Annotated in this window: 15 protein-coding genes; 10 read left to right on the forward strand and 5 right to left on the reverse strand. The window is 61.7% G+C overall.

The window, feature by feature from the left end; translation table 11 throughout:
• From AWB66_RS09215 to AWB66_RS09225, 3 genes are read left to right on the forward strand one after another with little or no spacing between them, the layout of a single operon-like run.
• Complete coding sequence (locus AWB66_RS09215; protein WP_087629971.1) at positions 1-1,131, forward strand: ABC transporter permease; 1,131 nt, start codon at positions 1-3, stop codon at positions 1,129-1,131.
• Between the two features lie 11 nt (positions 1,132-1,142).
• Entirely contained in the window at positions 1,143-2,573 is a 1,431-nt protein-coding gene (locus AWB66_RS09220) for an efflux transporter outer membrane subunit (protein ID WP_087629972.1), read from the forward strand.
• Positions 2,574-3,284 (forward strand): TetR/AcrR family transcriptional regulator, encoded by a 711-nt coding sequence (locus AWB66_RS09225; RefSeq protein WP_087629973.1) that lies wholly within the window; start codon positions 2,574-2,576, stop codon positions 3,282-3,284.
• Here AWB66_RS09225 and AWB66_RS09230 read toward each other — a convergent pair.
• Positions 3,281-3,919, reverse strand: a complete 639-nt coding sequence (locus AWB66_RS09230) for a LysE family translocator (RefSeq protein ID WP_087629974.1) — start codon at positions 3,917-3,919, stop codon at positions 3,281-3,283. The genes AWB66_RS09225 and AWB66_RS09230 overlap by 4 nt on opposite strands.
• Positions 3,920-4,057: 138 nt before the next feature.
• On the opposite strand from AWB66_RS09230, the gene AWB66_RS09235 reads away from it, so the two are divergent.
• Positions 4,058-4,750 carry an aspartate/glutamate racemase family protein gene (locus AWB66_RS09235; RefSeq protein ID WP_087630022.1) on the forward strand — a complete coding sequence of 231 codons (693 nt, stop codon included), beginning with the start codon at positions 4,058-4,060 and terminating at the stop codon, positions 4,748-4,750.
• 14 nt (positions 4,751-4,764) lie between these two features.
• Here AWB66_RS09235 and AWB66_RS09240 read toward each other — a convergent pair whose 3' ends face one another.
• Positions 4,765-5,529, reverse strand: a complete 765-nt coding sequence (locus tag AWB66_RS09240; RefSeq protein ID WP_087629975.1) for a glycosyltransferase family 2 protein — start codon at positions 5,527-5,529, stop codon at positions 4,765-4,767.
• 249 nt (positions 5,530-5,778) lie between these two features.
• Between AWB66_RS09240 and AWB66_RS09245 the strand changes: the two genes are divergently transcribed.
• From AWB66_RS09245 to AWB66_RS09260, 4 genes are all read left to right on the forward strand, one after another.
• Entirely contained in the window at positions 5,779-6,717 is a 939-nt protein-coding gene (locus AWB66_RS09245) for a S1C family serine protease (protein ID WP_087629976.1), read from the forward strand.
• Between the two features lie 24 nt (positions 6,718-6,741).
• Positions 6,742-7,407, forward strand: a complete 666-nt coding sequence (locus AWB66_RS09250) for a response regulator transcription factor (RefSeq protein ID WP_087629977.1) — start codon at positions 6,742-6,744, stop codon at positions 7,405-7,407.
• Between the two features lie 366 nt (positions 7,408-7,773).
• Positions 7,774-9,147 carry a UDP-glucose dehydrogenase family protein gene (locus AWB66_RS09255; RefSeq protein WP_087629978.1) on the forward strand — a complete coding sequence of 458 codons (1,374 nt, stop codon included), beginning with the start codon at positions 7,774-7,776 and terminating at the stop codon, positions 9,145-9,147.
• 75 nt (positions 9,148-9,222) lie between these two features.
• Entirely contained in the window at positions 9,223-9,813 is a 591-nt protein-coding gene (locus AWB66_RS09260; protein ID WP_087629979.1) for a phosphatase PAP2 family protein, read from the forward strand.
• 67 nt (positions 9,814-9,880) lie between these two features.
• Here AWB66_RS09260 and AWB66_RS09265 read toward each other — a convergent pair whose 3' ends face one another.
• Positions 9,881-11,101, reverse strand: coding sequence for a glycosyltransferase family 4 protein (locus tag AWB66_RS09265; RefSeq protein ID WP_087629980.1), 1,221 nt, complete (start codon positions 11,099-11,101; stop codon positions 9,881-9,883).
• A gap of 595 nt (positions 11,102-11,696) precedes the next feature.
• Between AWB66_RS09265 and AWB66_RS09270 the strand changes: the two genes are divergently transcribed.
• Positions 11,697-12,575, forward strand: coding sequence for an ATP-grasp fold amidoligase family protein (locus AWB66_RS09270; RefSeq protein WP_087629981.1), 879 nt, complete (start codon positions 11,697-11,699; stop codon positions 12,573-12,575).
• Positions 12,576-12,674: 99 nt separating this feature from the next.
• Here the strand turns inward: AWB66_RS09270 and AWB66_RS09275 are convergent, their stop codons facing one another.
• On the reverse strand, positions 12,675-13,409 hold the full coding sequence (locus AWB66_RS09275) for a Crp/Fnr family transcriptional regulator (RefSeq protein WP_087629982.1): 735 nt from the start codon (positions 13,407-13,409) through the stop codon (positions 12,675-12,677).
• Positions 13,410-13,828: 419 nt separating this feature from the next.
• Positions 13,829-15,340 carry a mannose-1-phosphate guanylyltransferase/mannose-6-phosphate isomerase gene (locus AWB66_RS09280; RefSeq protein ID WP_087629983.1) on the reverse strand — a complete coding sequence of 504 codons (1,512 nt, stop codon included), beginning with the start codon at positions 15,338-15,340 and terminating at the stop codon, positions 13,829-13,831.
• Between the two features lie 728 nt (positions 15,341-16,068).
• Here AWB66_RS09280 and AWB66_RS09285 point away from each other — a divergent pair.
• On the forward strand, positions 16,069-17,043 hold the full coding sequence (locus AWB66_RS09285; RefSeq protein WP_087629984.1) for a GlxA family transcriptional regulator: 975 nt from the start codon (positions 16,069-16,071) through the stop codon (positions 17,041-17,043).
• The last annotated feature ends 77 nt before the right edge of the window (positions 17,044-17,120 follow it).

The following is a 17,120-nucleotide window of genomic DNA, read 5'->3' on the forward strand; positions in this document are numbered from 1 at the left end:
ATGGTCTTCTCGCTCACGCGCTGGTGGAGCATCGTGCTTAAAGAATTCCTGCAATTGCGGCGCGACCGCGTCACATTCGGGATGATCGTCGGCTTGCCGATCATCCAGCTCGCGCTCTTCGGGTTCGCCATCAATACCGATCCGAAGCACTTGCCGACCGCCGTCATCGTCGGCGACGAGAGTGCGTTCTCCCGCAGCTTCATCGCGGCGATGAAGAACTCGGCCTATTTCGACTTCGTCGGCACGCTGCCCGACGAGGAAGCCGGCCGGCGCGCACTCGCGCAAGGCCGCGTGCAGTTCGTGCTGAACATACCGGTCGGCTTCTCGCGCGATCTCTTGCGAGGCAAGCGCCCGTCGCTGCTCGTGGAAGCGGATGCCACCGACCCTACCGCGACGAACACCGCCGTTGCCGCGCTACCGAGCCTCGTGCAGCCCGTCGCCGACAAGGACATCACGGGGGCGCTCGCGCATCTGAACGGCAGCCCGGCGGCCTTCGGCGTGCAGATCCACAGCCTCTACAACCCCGAAGGCATCACGCAATACAACGTGGTGCCGGGCCTGATGGGCGTGATCCTGACGATGACGCTCGTCATGATGACCGGCCTCGCGATCACGCGCGAACGCGAGCGGGGCACGATGGAGAACCTCCTTGCGACGCCCGTCCTGCCGATCGAAGTGATGACCGGCAAGATCGTGCCTTACGTGATCATCGGCCTCGTTCAGGCGACGATCATCCTCGCGGCGACGTACTTCGTCTTTCACGTTCCGTTCGTCGGGAGCCTAGTCGCCATCTATCTCGCCGCGTTGCTCTTCATCGCGGCGAACCTGACGGTGGGCATCACGCTGTCCTCGCTCGCTCAGAACCAGTTGCAAGCGGTGCAACTCACCATCTTCTACTTTCTTCCGAACATCCTGCTCTCGGGCTTCATGTTTCCCTTTGCCGGCATGCCGAAGTGGGCACAGATGATCGGCAACCTGCTGCCGCTCACGTACTTCAACCGTCTGATACGCGGCATCCTGCTCAAGGGAAACGGCTGGATGGACCTCTGGCCTTCGGTATGGCCGATGATGATCTTCACGCTGATCGTGATGGGCATCGCATTGCGCTTCTACCGTCGCACGCTCGACTAGGAAACACTGCCATGAAGCACCTCGCTCTCGTGTCCTTAATGGCGTTGTCCGGTTGCGCGGTCGGTCCAGACTTTCAGACGCCCGCGCCACCCGATACCGAGCGCTATACCCGCGACGCGCCCGCCAGCGCGGCGCAAACCTTCCCAGCCATCGACACCGCGACGCCGATGTGGTGGAAGCGGTTCCGCTCGGATGCGGTGGATCGTCTCGTCGACGAAGCACTGCGGCAAAGCCCGACGCTCGATCAGGCGCGCGCCCGGCTGATCGAGGCACGCGAGAACTACAACGCGCAAGCGGGCGCCACCGCGTTTCCTTCCGTCGACGCCACGATGTCGGCCACACGCCAGCAGGTCGATCTTGCTTCCTTCGGCATTCCGAACGTGGCTAACCCGGGACCGTTCTCGCTGTTCAACGCGTCAGTCAGCGTGTCGTATACGTTCGACATCTTTGGCGGCAATCGTCGCGCACTCGAAGCGACGATGGCACAGGTCGACTACGAACGCTTCGAACTCGAAGCGGCGCGGCTCTCGATCGCGGGGAACGTGGTGGCGTCCGCCGTGCGGCGCGCATCGCTTCGCGAGCAGGTCTCGCTGACCCGGCGTCTCGCGGATGCACAGGCAGAGCAGCTTGCGATCGTCGACGCGCGCCATGCGGCAGGCGGCGTCTCCCAACTCGACGTGCGCAGCCAACGCACGCTGCTCGCACAAACGCGCGCGTCGCTGCCGCCGCTCGAAACGCAACTCGCCCAGGCCGATCATCAACTGGCGATTCTCGTCGGGCGGCCGCCGTCGAAAGCAGGCTTCGACGCGCTCACGCTCGACTCGTTTCAACTGCCCGCCGATGTGCCGCTCACGTTGCCCTCCACGCTCGCGCGCGAACGGCCCGACATCCGCGCGTCGGAAGCGTTGCTGCATCAGGCGAGCGCGAATGTCGGCGTGGCGACGGCCAATCTCTATCCGCAGTTTTCGCTCTCGGCAGGCATCGGTTCGCAGCGAACCAGCATTCAGGACGTGGTGAGTGGCCTGAACGTCTGGAACATCGGATTGAATATCACGCAACCGCTCTTCCACGGAGGCGAGTTGCGTGCGAAGAAACGCTCGGCGCAGGCGGCATACGACGCCGCGCTTGCGACCTACCAACAGACGGTCTTGCAGGCACTCCAGCAGGTCGCGGATACGCTCACCGCCTTGCAAAACGACGCACGAGAAATGCAGTCGCGCGAGGATGCCGCACGCGAGGCGCAAGCGAGCTTCGATATCGCTCATGCGCAGTACGCAGCTGGCGGCGTTAGTCAGTTCAGCCTGCTCGATGCAGAGCGCCAGACCTTGCAGACAGCGCTCGATCGCACGCGCGCGCAAGCGGACCGCTTCGCCGATACGGCTGCACTCTTTCAATCCCTCGGCGGCGCAACGCAGGCCGAAGCGCTCGCACAGGAGCGCTAGATGCCGCGCGAGAACGAGCCATCGGACCGGTCGACCGCTTCGACAGGAGCACACGAAATCGCTGCGCAATCTGCCTTTCCCCCGGTCGACTTCGACGACGGGCCGTCCGGCACCATTCTCGCGGCCGCACGCGAGATCCTGCTGCGCGAGCATTACAGCGGGCTCACGATGGACCGCCTCGCACTCGCGCTCGGCATGAGCAAGAAGACGCTCTACGTGCACTTCTCGTCGAAGGACGCGATGGTCGCCGCGATCATCGCCGCGACGGGCGTCTCGATCCGTCGCCAGGTGACGGCCATACTCGATGGCCCCGGCGGCTTTCCCGAGAAGCTCGAAGCACTGCTGCGCGTTGTCGCGGATCACGTGGGCGTGATGTCGCCGGACTTCCTGCAGGACCTGAATCGCTACGCGCCGCATCTCTTCGACGAAATCCAGGCCATCAAGGAACGCAATATTCCGACGGTGTTCGGCCGCGTGATGCGCCTAGGCGTCGAACAGGGCATGATTCGCGCCGATATCGACGTGACCTATCTCGCCGAATATTGGTTGCAGGTCGCCAAAGGCGTGCACGACACGGCGATGCTCGCACGCACGGGCCTCACGCCGCACGCGGCGCTCGAAAAGGCGCTGGATCTGTTCTTTCTCGGCGTCTTGACGCCCGCTGCGCGCAAGAAAGTCGGGCGGCAATTGCCGGGGGCATCGCGCGCCTAGATGCCGGTCTTTCCAGCAGTGAAAATCAGCCGAAGTCCGAGCGCCGCGATGGCGCAGGCGGCGACGCGATCGACCCATCGCCTCGCGCGAAGATAGAGCTCACGCGGATGACGGCTCGAAAACCCCAGCGCAACGATCGTGTACCACCCCGCTTCGATACAGAACACGAGCGGCGGCAACGCGATATAGCACCAGAGCGGCGGATGCTGCGGAAGCAGCGCCGCGAAGATGCTGCCGTACCAGATCGCGGTCTTGGGGTTGCTGAGTTGCGTGGTGAGCCCGACCCAGAACGACTTGCGTGCGTTGCGTGCATCGGCACTCGCGCCTTCATCGACCGAAAGCGGCTGCGATGCGCCGCGCCAGATCTTCGAGGCGATATAGAGAAGATACAGGCCGCCGGCAATCTTCAGCGCGATGTACAGCCACTCGACGGCGAGTAGCAGCGTATAAAGCCCGGCGAGCGCGATGCCGCCGAAGAAGATACCGCCCACGCCCATGCCGAGCGCGGTGGCAAGGCCGTCGCGCCGCGACAGGCTGATCGCGTTGCGCGCCACGAGCACGAAGCTCGGACCGGGAATCATCGCGCCAAGCAACAACGCGACGAGGATGGCGAATACCGCAGCCGATGCGTTCATGGGTCGTCTCCTGAACCAGCAGGATGCATGATGGCACGAATGGGCGGGAGGTGTCCCGGTCGCGCGCCGATCAACTGTCCATGCTCGACTGCACGACCGGTTGCTATAGTGCGTCCGGTGCACGCAACGGACATCGACATGAAAACAATCGGGTTGATTGGCGGGATGAGTTGGGAATCGTCGGCCGAGTATTACCGCATCGTCAATCAGGAGATGAAAGCGCGGCGCGGCGGACATTGCAACGCGCAAAGCGTGATGGTCACGGTGAGCTTCGAGGAAATCAAGGCGTTGCAGCACGAAGCGCGCTGGGACGAACTCGGCGAGCGCATGAAATCGGCCGCGTTGCAGGTGCAGGCCGCGGGCGCGGATTTCGTTTTGCTGTGCACGAACACGATGCATCGCGTGGCGCCCGTGCTTGAGGCCGCGCTGGACATTCCCCTCCTGCATATCGTCGATCCGACTGCGCACGCGCTGCGCGATGCGGGCGTGAGTCGCGTCGGATTGCTCGGCACCGCGTTCACGATGGAGCAGGATTTCTATCGCGGCCGGATGCAGGAGCGGCACGGCATCGAAGTCGTCGTGCCCGGAGCGGCCGAGCGCGCGCTCGTGCATCGCATCATCTATGACGAGCTGTGTCATGGCATCGTGCGCGACGAATCGCGCGAAGCGTACCGTCGTATCATCGACGGACTGCGCGCCGAAGGCGTGGATGGCGTGATCCTCGGCTGCACCGAAATCACCTTGCTGATTTCGCAGGAGGACGTTCCGATCCCCGTCTTCGATACCACCGCACTGCATGCGCAGGCAGCGGTGTCGAGCGCGCTGCTTTGACGCCGTGCGACGGCCTATGCGACGTCCGGAAAACCTTCGTACTGCGTAAATATCCTTGGCATCATGAAGGCGGGGATCATGTACCGCGAAAAGCAGCGTGACGTCGACGCCGGATGAATGACGTGCAGGCACGATCCATCGCGATCGTCTACGGCAATCGTCGTGCAGCCCGCCGCCACCACTTTCTTGATGAACGATTCGTCGTCGCAGAGATCGAGGTCGTCGAATGACGACAGCTTCATCAGGCGTCGGCGGTACACGTAAGAGAATCCGTAGAACAGGATGAAGTCCGCGCCGATCTGCAACTTCTCGTGAAACTCGACTTGCTCGACCGTGGCGCCGCCCAGCATGTAGTGCGTGCCCGTCTTCGCGTTCAGGTCCATGTAGCCGAAGAAGCCTGTCTGCGGCGCGTACATGTAGAACTCCGATAGCTTGACGAGTTCGGCATCGTGTTCCGCAAGCAAGCCCATCATGCGCGCGAGATAGTGCGACGCGTAGTGGTCGTCGTCATCGAAATGGGCGATGACTTCCGCGCGCGCCGCATCGATCAGGAAATTGCGCTTTGCGCCAATCGACAGGCGTTCGCCTTCGTTATGGAAATAGCGCACACGCGGGTCGCGCGCCGACAACGCCTGCATGAACGCGCTCGGCTGCGCGCTGTCATCGTGCACGAGCCATTCCCAGTCGACGGTCTGGCGCATCACGCATTGAGCTATTGCAGGCAGGAACGCTTCGCGGTTCGCGGTCGGTGTAATGATGGAGACGGCTGGAATGGACATGATCGATACGGTGGAAAGTCTCAGGCGACAGTCGATGCGGTGCGCAGTCTACACGGACGCCAGCGGTGAAATGCAGAAGAATGTCGCAAGACGCGAACGCGCCGTTGCCGCGCCACCCTTTCGGGTGGTGCGCGTGTCAGGCCCTTCTGTCATGCTGAATCCATTCGATACGCATCGCGTGCGAAGCGCGATGCGCAGGCGCTCCACGCGCTCCGCTAAAGAGCGGCAGCAAACCGGCAGGAGATTCACATGCAAAGCACATCGTCCAATGCAAGTCCGTTGGTGCAGTTTTCAGAAAGCCTCGCGCAGATCGTCGAGCAAGTCGGTCGAGGCGTGGTCGCGGTGCATGGGCGCAGGCGCATCCCGTCGAGCGGCGTGGTCTGGCGTCAAGGCGTCGTCGTGACGGCGGCGCATACGCTGCGGCGCGACGAAGGTATCGAAGTCACGCTCCACGATGGACGCACAGTCGGCGCAACGCTCGCCGGACGCGATGCAGGCACCGATATCGCCGTGCTGCGACTTGCCAACATCGACCTGACGCCGCCCGCCGTCGGCGACGCGCGGTCGCTCAAAGCAGGTCACTTCGTGCTCGCCGTCGCGCGCGGCGACGATGCGGCAAGCCATGCCGATTCGGGCGTGATCGGCAGCGTCGGCGGCCCATGGCGAACGTGGCGCGGCGGTCAGCTCGACGCGTTCGTGCGACTCGACGGCGGCCTGCATCCGGGATTCTCGGGCGCGGCGCTCGCGGACATGCGCGGGGAAGTCGTCGGCATCTGTACATCGGCGCTCGCCCGAGGCGTCGGCATGCTGATTCCGCGCGCAACGATCGACCGCGTCACCGAAGAACTGCTGACGCGCGGACGCGTCGCGCGCCCCTATCTCGGCGTGGGAACGCAGCCCGTGAGCCTGTCCGAATCGTGGGTCACGAAGATGCAACTCGCGTCGAACCGGGGCTTGCTCGTGAACTCGCTCGCGCCGGATGGTCCGGCGGAACGGGCCCGCGTTCTCATCGGCGACGTGCTGGTCGAAATAGCGGGCGACCCATGCGGCGGCTTCGACGAACTGCATGCAGCACTCGCCTCGGCAGCCATCGGGCAGCCGATGAAGGTTGCGCTGATCCGGGGCGGCGAACGCGTCGAATGCACGATCACGCTCGGCGAGCGGCCGCAGCGCAACGGTTGCCGCTGAGCGTGAGCGCCAAGGACACGTCGCATGTCCGATGAACCGCTTGCACGCAACGCCCGAGCAGGGCCGATCCGCGTCGCGGTGATCGCCCTGTCGGCGGAGGTGCGCGCGGGAATCGAGGCGCTCGTTGCATCGCATGAAGCCTTCCGTCTCGTTGCGAGCGCGAGTGACCTAGCGACACTGGCCGGGCGTCTCGACGGTGCGACGGTTGACGTGCTCGTGATCGACATGGAAGCGGAGCCAGCCGACTTTTCGACGGCGACGCTCGGCATCGACGCCTTCGTGTTCCTCACCGGCGACCCCGACAGCGACGCGCTTCCGGACCTCGATCTTAACGACGCAATCGCACTGCTTTCACGCAACGCCTCAAGGGCCGACATCGCCGCGGCCATCGAAGCGACGGCTGCAGGGTTGTGCGTGCTGTCGCGCGAGACGCTCGCGCGGCTGCTCGACGCACGCAAGCCGCAGCGTCATGACGGCGCGCCCATGCCGCCCGAAGCACTGAGCGCGCGTGAAATGGAAGTGTTGGCGATGCTTGCCGAAGGGCTCGGCAACAAGGACATCGCGCGGCTCCTCGTCATCTCCGAGAACACGGTGAAGTTCCATCTTTCGTCGATCTTCGGCAAGCTCGGCGCGAACAACCGTACCGAAGCGGTGATGCTCGGCATGCGATACGGGCTCGTGATGATGTAGCTCGACGCGCCACTCCGACAGACGCAAGCGGCCTGGACCACATAGTCTGCCGCGATGGCCTTGACCAACGCGGACTTCTCCCGTTTGGTTGCCTGCCCCACATAGCGAACATTACGCCACGTTAGGATGCTGTCGAGGACGCCAGACCGCGCCTCACGCATCGCGTTCAGCATGCGCAGCTTCGATGGCAGCCGCCGGCGGTTGCACCGCCCGGCGCCATTCGACCTTCGATCGAAGAATCCCGAAGGCTTCCAACATTCGAGACGACTTGCCCGGCCAGCCCGCTTACGCGCGGCGCCGTGGCGGCGGTCGTGTCGAACGGTGGCTTCGACAAGCATCCTTCAACTTCTCGACAGGCGAGACACAATGAAAATTACGGTAGTTGGCACGGGTTACGTAGGCTTGGTAACGGGAGCCTGTCTGGCGGAAATCGGCAACAGCGTCCTGTGCCTCGACGTGGATGTCAAGAAAATCGACATCCTCAATCAAGGCGGCGTGCCGATTCACGAGCCGGGGCTCAAGGAACTCATCCAGCGCAACGTCGCAGCGGGCCGCATCCGCTTTTCGACCAGCATCGCGAAAGCCGTGGAGCACGGCGACGTGCAGTTCATCTGCGTCGGCACGCCGCCCGACGAAGACGGCTCCGCTGACCTTCAGTACGTCCTCAGCGCCGCGAAGCAGATCGGTAAGTACGCGGAAGGCTTCAAGGTGATCGTCGACAAGTCGACTGTTCCCGTCGGCACCGCCGATCGCGTGCGAACCGCTGTGCAGGAAGAACTCGATCGACGCGGCGTGAAGCACGGCTTTTCCGTCGTGTCGAATCCCGAGTTCCTGAAGGAGGGCGCGGCGGTCGACGACTTCATGCGGCCGGACCGGATCGTGATCGGCTGCGCGGAAGACGCCGCGGGCGAACGCGCCCGCGCGATACTCACGCGCCTTTACGCGCCGTTCAACCGCAATCACGAGCGCACGATGTACATGGACGTGCGCTCCGCCGAATTCACCAAGTACGCGGCCAATGCCATGCTCGCGACGCGCATCTCGTTCATGAACGAAATGGCGAATCTCGCCGACATGGTGGGCGCGGACATCGAAGCGGTGCGACGCGGCATCGGGTCCGATCCGCGCATCGGCTATCACTTTCTCTATGCCGGCTGCGGCTACGGCGGTTCGTGCTTCCCGAAGGACGTACGTGCGCTGATCCGCACAGCGCAGGAACGCGGACAGAACCTTCGCATACTCGACGCGGTCGAATCGGTGAACGACGCGCAGAAGAGCGTCCTGGTCCGGAAGGTCTGCGCGCGGCTCGGTGAAGATCTGACGGGCAAGACGCTTGCGGTGTGGGGGCTCGCTTTCAAGCCGAATACCGATGACATGCGCGAAGCGCCGAGCCGCGCGCTCATCACGGCGTTGCTCGCGCGCGGGGCGACGATCCGGGCGTACGACCCGGTATCGTCAGACGAAGCGGAACGCGTTTTCGCGCTCGATCTGGAGAATGAGCCGGCGCAGCGGCAGCGGCTCCATTTTTGCTCACAGCAGTACGACGCCGTGACGAACGCCGATGCGCTTGTGATCGTCACCGAATGGAAGGCGTTCAAGAGCCCCGACATCGGCACGCTTCACTCGAAGATGAAACACCCGTTGATCTTCGACGGACGTAACCTGTACGAACCGGAAAACATGGCGGAACTGGGCTTCGTGTACGAGGCCATCGGGCGGCGCAGCGTCGAGCCGATGTAGGCGGCGGAAACGCGCCGGCTACGTCGCCAGGCAGCCGGCGCGATTCCTAAGCACCGCCTCATCCAGTGGAGAACTATGACGCATATCCTCGCGAATGTCGGCGACGCCGGCTTTACCCTCCCCATCGCACTCGCGCTCGCCGTATGGATCGCGACCTCGCGCTGGCAACTCGCATTGCGCTGGATTCTCACACTTGGCGTCGGCATGTGCTTCGTCGGCGCGACCAAGATCATTCACGCCGGCTGGGGCGCCGAGATCGAGCCGATCGGATTTCGCATGGTGAGCGGCCACACGATGCTCGCCACTGCAATCCTGACCGTCGTACTCGCGCTGCTTAGCGACCGGCTCGAACTCGGCAAGGGACTCGGCATCGCAGCGGGGCTTGCCATCGGCGCGGTCACCGCGGCGGCCCGCGTCGTGGATCATTCGCATTCGCTCGCGGAAGTCATTTCAGGCTGGATCGTAGGAGCGACTGTGGCGCTTCTGTTCCTGCGTGCCTACGCGAGAAGCGACGCCCGGCCGCGCTATCCGATGGGTGCCATCGCCGGATTCGCGCTCGTCGCAATGCTTGCTTACGGGCATCGCGCCCCGTTCGAAATGATGATCGACATTCACTCACCGGCTCTGCGTGCGCTTGTCGGGGCGGAACTGACGCGCTTCTTCTGATTGCCATCGCTCTAAGACGAATGGCCCGGCATTGCCGGGCCATTCGTCGTTTACCGATTCGACACGATCACTGATGCCGCGCGGTCTCTCTTTCCTCGACCATCGCTGCATCGCCGATCCGTGCCTTTGCTGTTGCTTCGGCGCGTGCGAGCCTCGGCGCCATCGTCGACTCTGCGCGAAAGCGGGCGAGCGCCACTTCGACGAATGCGCTTAGCGAGGCCTTGAACTTCTCGGTCGAGAAACGCTCCGCATTCTCGCGAATGACCTTCGGATCGAAGAGATGCGCGTTGCGCTCGAAGCGCTCCACCGCCATCAACAGCGACTCCTCAGTCTGCTCCTTGAAGAAAACGCCCGTCGGCCGCTCGTTCGGCATACCGATGACCGACTCCAGCGCACCACCCTTGCCGAACGTAACGACCGGCGTGCCGCATGCCTGCGCTTCGATGATCGAGATGCCGAAGTCCTCTTCGGCGGCGTACACAAAGGCGCGAGCGCGCTGCAGGTGGTCATGGAGCACCTCGAACGACTGGTAGCCCATGATCTCGACGTTAGGGCCTGCCTGCGCCTTGATCTTCTTCATGTCGGGACCGTCGCCGATCACGACGAGACGCCGCTCCGGCGTCTTTGAGAACGCCTTCACGATCAGGTCGATGCGCTTGTACGGCACCATTCTCGACGCGGTCAGATAGAAGTCGTCCTTCTGCGTGCGAACCTGCAATGAGCGCACGTCGACCGGCGGATAGATGACGGTCGATTCGCGCTGGTACGCCTTCTTGATACGACGCGCGATGAAATGCGAATTCGCTATCAGATGATCGACGCCGTTAGCGGAACGTGCATCCCAGCCGCGGATGTAATGCAGGAGAAGGCGCGCGAGCGCCGACTTGAACCCCGATGCGAGCCCCGATTCCTTGAGGTATTGATGCTGCAAGTCCCACGCGTAGCGTATCGGGGAATGCACATAGCTCACGTGCAGCTGATCGGGTCCTGTAAGGACGCCCTTGGCGACTGCGTAGGAACTCGAAATCACGAGATCATAGGCCGATAAGTCGAGCTGCTCGATCGCAAGCGGCATTAAAGGAAGATAGCCCCGATAGCGCTTGCGCGCCATCGGCAGCTTCTGGATAAACGAAGTGTGGACAGGCCGATCCTTCACGCACGTTCGGTCTTCCAGAAAATCGACGAGTGTAAAGATATCAGCATGCGGAAAACACTCTATGATTCTCTCCAACACCTTCTCGGCGCCCCCTGAAACCACTAGCCAGTCGTGGACAATGGCAACTTTCACGTTAACTCTCTCGCTATAGACGGTTGGTTGACGAAATCCAACGGGACCGACTTATAGTCGGGGCGAAGACTGCTGAGTTTGGTGGTGTGGCGTACATATCGACATCCGAGATCGAACCGCAAGGAGCAATAGTTCTAATTGCGCCTTTACTTTGCCGGTCCCGCGCACACCCGCTAAACAAATCAAGAGGACGAAACGAATCGTTCGACGCGCCACGCAAACGCGCGAGCATGACTTCTTTTGCAACAAACCCACGAACTACACCCGGATTAGCCGTAGTATTAGACGCTGACACCGCTAAAAGCCCGACGGGTAATTCTGTCTGTTGCCTAGCGCACGACAACTCCGATTCGGGTCGTCGATAATGGTTTATAAACTTGAAAGCCTGCCGAACGATGCGAGGTTCCTTGAACCGCGCTCGACGAGCTCGCAAGACGGTACAGGCTGCCAAGCCGGAGCGTTTTTCCGTCGCTGCCTTCCGTACCTGCCTGCGCGGCCTTGTGCCCCACGGGGATGCCATTGGAAGTAGTGATTGACTTCGTTTCACTGGCCTTAGCGTGAATACGTAGCATTGCGTCCTTACAGGAGAAGAACGATGTCGCTTTCCAAGAGGCTGATCGATGGAGCCAAGGAGTGGCTGCCAGACAGCGTATTTCTGAGCATTTCGCATCGTCAAAAGGTGGGCCGCTTTCCTAACGTCAAGTCGCCGAGAACCTTTAACGAAAAGATCCTGCATCGCTGCCTTTATCCGGACCCGCGTTTCGTCGACCTCACGGACAAGCTCACCGTTCGAGACTACGTCCGCCGGAAAGTGGGCGAGCAATATCTGATTCCGTTGATCGCCGATCCGGACCACTTCGACGAGCAGGTGTTCAACGCGCTGCCCAAGACGTTCGTGATGAAGGCGAATCACGGCAGCGGGTTCGTCAAGATCGTTCATGACAAGTCTGAGACTTCCTTTGCCGAGCTCGACCGCCTCGCAAGACAATGGCTCGTGACGGACTTCTATCGCGTCGCGCGCGAACGTCACTACCGCACGATCAAGCCGCGCATCTTCTTCGAAGAACTGCTCGCCGACAGCAGCGGCAGCATTCCCGCCGACATGAAGGTGCATTGCTTCTTTCGCGAAGGCTCGGCCAAGCCGACGATCTACATCGCGGTGATTTCCGACCGCTTCGGCGAGCATTCGCGCGGCGACATGTACGACGCGCAATGGAACCGCCTCGAGATCGCCATCGGCCACTATCCGCGCAGCGAGACGCCCGCTCCGCGTCCGCACAATCTCGACGAACTCCTGAGCGTCGCCACGTCGCTGGCGCGCGACTTCGAGTATGTGCGCGTCGATCTGTACGCACCCGATGACAAAATCTATTTCGGCGAACTGACGTTCACACCGGGCGCGGGCGTATTCCCGATGCGCCCGGATGTCGTCGACTATGAATGGGGGCAACTGATGGAGATGAAGCGCGTCTAGCACGTCTCGCGCTACGCCCTCTAATGCCCGGCGACGGACTCGATTGTCGCCGGACATTGTCTTCTCCGGCGCCTCGCTATTAAAGTCCACGATCTTGCATCACGCCGCCTCGGTCATGCGCACGCGCGGTGGCAGCAAGCGGCTGAATTCACCTTTGACGAGCCCATAGCATTCGCACGCGCGCGCTTCGAGCCCTGCGCGGTCGAGCACCTTGATGCAGCCGCGCGTCTGATAGATGATGCCGGCCGCATGCAACTGACCAGCCGCTTCGGTCACGCCTTCGCGGCGCACGCCGAGCAGATCCGCGATGTGCTGCTGCGTGACCTGAAGTTGATTGGACGAGCTGCGGTCGATGTCGATGAGGAGCCATCGGCACAGTTGCTTGCTGAGCGAATGATGTCGGTTGCACGCAGCCGTCTGCGCAACCTGCGTAAAGAGCGCCTGCATGTAAAGCATCATCATGCGGCGAAGGAAGTCGGAGCGGCGCAGATGTTCGCGCAGCACCTGCGCTTCCATCCGGTAAGCCGAGCCCGCGCATTGCACTTCGACCGTGGTAGGCATGGTTTCGCCATCGGTCAGAACGGGAACACCCGACATGCCTTCACGGCCGACTGCGGCGATCTCGACCGAGCGCCCGTCTTCCATCGTGTGCAACAACGAAATGATGGCGGTGGTAGGAAAATAAACGTGCCGGAAGCGATGGCTCGCATGGCACAGCAGCTGTGCGCCGCGCAACTGCACCAGTTCCAGATCGGGGGCGAGCGCCTGCCATTCGTCAGACGGCAGCGCTCGTAGCAGATGGTTTCCGTGCAGGTCGGATTGTAGATTCAACATAGATGTGCTCTCGCGATGTTGCGCAGTGAGCCGCGCTTTGCTTGCCACGCGGGCTTGACACTTGAAGTTGTTAACAACGATTACCTGCTCCGGACCGCTGGTCGCTGATCGCGACGGCGGTGCCCGAAGGAGGCCCCTGGTTCTCAATACTCGTGCTCTCTGGCGGCCTCGGCTGAGGCTTAAATTCTTTTGCTTGGCGTCGGTGCACGAGTACATGCGTCGCCTGATGGTCGACATGCATCGACCATTGCGTCGGCGATGCGCAAGCACGACGCGTTCATTGACAGCTCGGATACACCCGATATTTGACAGGGCGTGCTCCGGGGGTTCCCATGCAACATCTCCTGCACTACCGTGGCGACATGCGAGCGCTGCAGCACGAACGTCCGTAACAGGATTACGGAAGCGTGCCTGGCGCTCTAATTCACGCGGCCGTATTTGTCGTCGAAGCGAACGATGTCGTCCTCGCCGAGATACGAGCCCGATTGCACTTCGATGATCTCGAGCGGAACCATCCCGGGATTCTCCAGACGATGCTTGACGCCCAGCGGAATGTAAGTCGACTCGTTTTCACTTAGCAAGAAGCTCTCCTCCCCCCGAGTGACGATGGCGGTGCCGCTCACGACGGTCCAGTGTTCGGCACGGTGATGATGCAATTGCAGGGAGAGCCGGGCGCCCGGGCGCACGACAATGCGTTTGACTTGAAAGCGACTGCCCTTGTCGATCGAGTCGTATGTGCCCCACGGCCGATGCACCTTGCGATGTGCATCGACTTCGGGACTGTGCTCGTCTGCAATCCGTCCGACGACGTTCTTCACTTCCTGAACGCGCGACCGATCGGCAACCAGCACCGCATCTGCCGTTTCGATCACTGCGAGGTTGGTGACGCCGACGCACGCGATGAGGCGCCCTTCCGATTGCACGTAGCAGGATGTCGAGCCTTCGAACACGACGCGGCCCTTCGCAACATTGCCGTCGTCGTCCTTGTCGAGTGCATCCCAGATGGCATCCCAGGAACCGAGATCGGACCACGGCGCGTCTAGCGGCACGACGACGCCTTGCGTCCCCTGCTCACGCGCGAGATGCTCCATCACAGCGTAGTCGATCGAATCGCCATGCACGGCCTCGAACGACTCGCGGTCCGGCAGATGGCACGCGCCGTCCGCGCGGCCTGCATCGAATGCCGCGACGCAGGCGGCATGCATGGCGGGCTGCAAGCGCTCCAGGGTGCCGAGCCAGACGCTGGCCCGCACGACGAAGATGCCGCTGTTCCACCAATAGGCGCCTGAGTTCAGGTATTCGCCTGCAGATTCGCTGTCCGGCTTTTCGACGAAGCGTTCGATCTCATGCGCACCGTCTTCGAGCGAGGCGCCCAGCTTGACATAGCCGAAGCCCGTCTCCGCTCGCGTGGGACGCACGCCGAGCGACACGATGGCCCCGCGTTCCGCGTAGCGGGCCGCCTTCAGCACGGAGCGCTGAAATGCCTCGGTATCGCGGATGAGGTGATCGGCCGGCATCACGACGAGCACGCAGTCGTCATCCTCCGAACGTGAAGCGAGTGCCGCCAGTGAAAGCGCGGGAGCCGTATTGCGGCTGCTCGGTTCGACGATGAGACGGGCGTCGACGCCAATCTCTTCGAGTTGCTGAACGGTCATGAAGCGATGCTCGTCGCCGCACACGACGACAGGCGCTAACGCGTCGACGCCGTCGCGCGCGAGTCCTGCGACGCGCTGAATCGTCATTTGCAGAAGCGAGCCCGCGCCCAACATGCCGGCGAGCTGCTTCGGGAACTGCTTGCGGGAAATCGGCCAAAGGCGCGTTCCGGCTCCGCCCGCCAGGATGACCGGGCGGATCGGCAAGACGCATGCAGCGTCGGACGTGGTCACTGGATCAGAAAGGCGATCCGAAACGTCGCGAGCAGCAGCGTCCATGGCTTCAGGATGAACACTCAATTTGCACTCCGATATATATCGTTGCTTGACTGTCGCCTGGTCAGCGATGCGGGCTCGACACGAACGATCCCATCACCGATCGCTGTTCGATCGGCGGAGGAAGGCAGCCGTCCTCCGCGCGCTTCGGCGTGGGAACTGGCCGATATGAACGGTTATACCTGCAAAAAATGTTGCTGCGGTGAAGCATAGGCGCGTCGAAACGCCAAAAAAATAGCGGCGGCGAAAATTGGCGTGGTCTTGTCCGAAATGTGTGAGGTCACGGACCGACATTTCTTAATGTGGGATGCAATTGTAACAAGCGAGATTGAAATGTTTCAACGCGAAGCAATATCTTCCCGATTATAGAAAGTGAGTCATTATTACCATGCAGAAAGCGCAGGAAACATTTCCAATATTCGCCAAAGCCTTATACAGTAAGGGTCTTGAGCAGTGAACAGGAGTCAGTCGGCAACGCTCCGTGAAACTCGCCGAAAGACATCGAATTAAAAAGCTAAGTGACATTCCGAAAAGAAATTTATCGCTATATTACGGCTCACTGACGGTTCAGCGTCCTATCTCTATTATTAATATTAATTGGAAAAGCGAAATGAACAGCCGACAAATCGGCCAAAACACTGGCGATATCAGCCTCCCAATTTTCGCCGGCCCTCGAATGTTTCTACGATGCATCGCACAACCTGAAAACGCGAGATGAAGAAGGAACACCAATGAATCTGTCGACTGCGTCTGCACTATCGGAAAGCAAGCGACAAGAGACGTCCACCAGAGCGTCTCGTCATATCGGACTCCTCCTGTTCGAACGATGCTGCATATACAACGCCGGCGTCATCAGCGAAGCCTTCCGCCTTGCGAACGAATTGCAGCCCGGCTCGGGCGGTCAGCCGGCTTATCGCCTGTCGCTCATGTCGAAGAGCGGCGGGAACATAGCGACGTCGTCGTCCATTTCGATCTGGACCCATCATCTGCATGAATATGCAGTGACGGACTTCGACGCGCTCTTTGTGGCCTGCAGCAAAAGTGAAGCGATGGCCGACCGCGATCCGCACCTGCTGAGCTGGTTGTTCGGCGGCGAGCGATCGCTACACGACGCGCGTGACCGCACGAGCGAGACAACCGTGGATGGCGCGAGGACGCGGCCGGCCACGGTTCCCATTTATTGGTTCAAGGACATTCCGATGGCCGCGTGGTCGGGCGTCGAAGCGCCTGTGCATCTCGCGCTTGCGAAGATCGAAGCGGACTTCGGCACGCATATCGCGCGGCGCGTCGTGAGCGAATTGCAGCCGCAGCCTCTCGATCATCCGAACGTCATGGCGGATGACCTGTCCATTACTACGACGACGGACAAGATTCACGCATCGGCGAGCTGGATCAAGGAAAACTTCAGCAACTCGATTTCGATTTCCGATGCGGCCGAAGTCGCCGCGATGAGCAACCGCAACTATCTCCGGCGCTTCAAGGCGGAGTACGGCGTGACGCCTCAGCAGTACCTGATGAATGTGCGCTTCGAACTGATTTGTCGCCTCCTGCTCGACAGCGATCTGCCCGTCGACAAGATCGCGCGGCGATGCGGCATGGGTAACGGTGATCGCCTGGGAAGGCTGTTTCGCCGGCGTTACGGGATGTCGCCCACGTCATATCGCGCGGAAGGCGGCCTGGGCGCTGAAGACTTAAGCGAATCCTGATGACGCCCTCGCTTGCGGTTTGAAACGCCGTAGCGATATGTGATCTTCCGCACAGAGTCTTGCTTAGTGTGCGAAAT

The organism is Caballeronia telluris (assembly GCF_001544495.1).
GTDB lineage: Bacteria > Pseudomonadota > Gammaproteobacteria > Burkholderiales > Burkholderiaceae > Caballeronia > Caballeronia telluris.

Coding starts and splice junctions, on each gene's coding strand:
- AWB66_RS09260 (WP_087629979.1), top strand. CDS start 9,223: ATGACGCATATCCTCGCGAATGTCGGCGACGCCGGCTTTACCCTCCCC.
- AWB66_RS09215 (WP_087629971.1), top strand. CDS start 1: ATGGTCTTCTCGCTCACGCGCTGGTGGAGCATCGTGCTTAAAGAATTC.
- AWB66_RS09245 (WP_087629976.1), top strand. CDS start 5,779: ATGCAAAGCACATCGTCCAATGCAAGTCCGTTGGTGCAGTTTTCAGAA.
- AWB66_RS09270 (WP_087629981.1), top strand. CDS start 11,697: ATGTCGCTTTCCAAGAGGCTGATCGATGGAGCCAAGGAGTGGCTGCCA.
- AWB66_RS09220 (WP_087629972.1), top strand. CDS start 1,143: ATGAAGCACCTCGCTCTCGTGTCCTTAATGGCGTTGTCCGGTTGCGCG.
- AWB66_RS09240 (WP_087629975.1), bottom strand. CDS start 5,529: ATGTCCATTCCAGCCGTCTCCATCATTACACCGACCGCGAACCGCGAA.
- AWB66_RS09280 (WP_087629983.1), bottom strand. CDS start 15,340: ATGGACGCTGCTGCTCGCGACGTTTCGGATCGCCTTTCTGATCCAGTG.
- AWB66_RS09225 (WP_087629973.1), top strand. CDS start 2,574: ATGCCGCGCGAGAACGAGCCATCGGACCGGTCGACCGCTTCGACAGGA.
- AWB66_RS09230 (WP_087629974.1), bottom strand. CDS start 3,919: ATGAACGCATCGGCTGCGGTATTCGCCATCCTCGTCGCGTTGTTGCTT.
- AWB66_RS09235 (WP_087630022.1), top strand. CDS start 4,058: ATGAAAACAATCGGGTTGATTGGCGGGATGAGTTGGGAATCGTCGGCC.
- AWB66_RS09285 (WP_087629984.1), top strand. CDS start 16,069: ATGAATCTGTCGACTGCGTCTGCACTATCGGAAAGCAAGCGACAAGAG.
- AWB66_RS09275 (WP_087629982.1), bottom strand. CDS start 13,409: ATGTTGAATCTACAATCCGACCTGCACGGAAACCATCTGCTACGAGCG.
- AWB66_RS09255 (WP_087629978.1), top strand. CDS start 7,774: ATGAAAATTACGGTAGTTGGCACGGGTTACGTAGGCTTGGTAACGGGA.
- AWB66_RS09250 (WP_087629977.1), top strand. CDS start 6,742: ATGTCCGATGAACCGCTTGCACGCAACGCCCGAGCAGGGCCGATCCGC.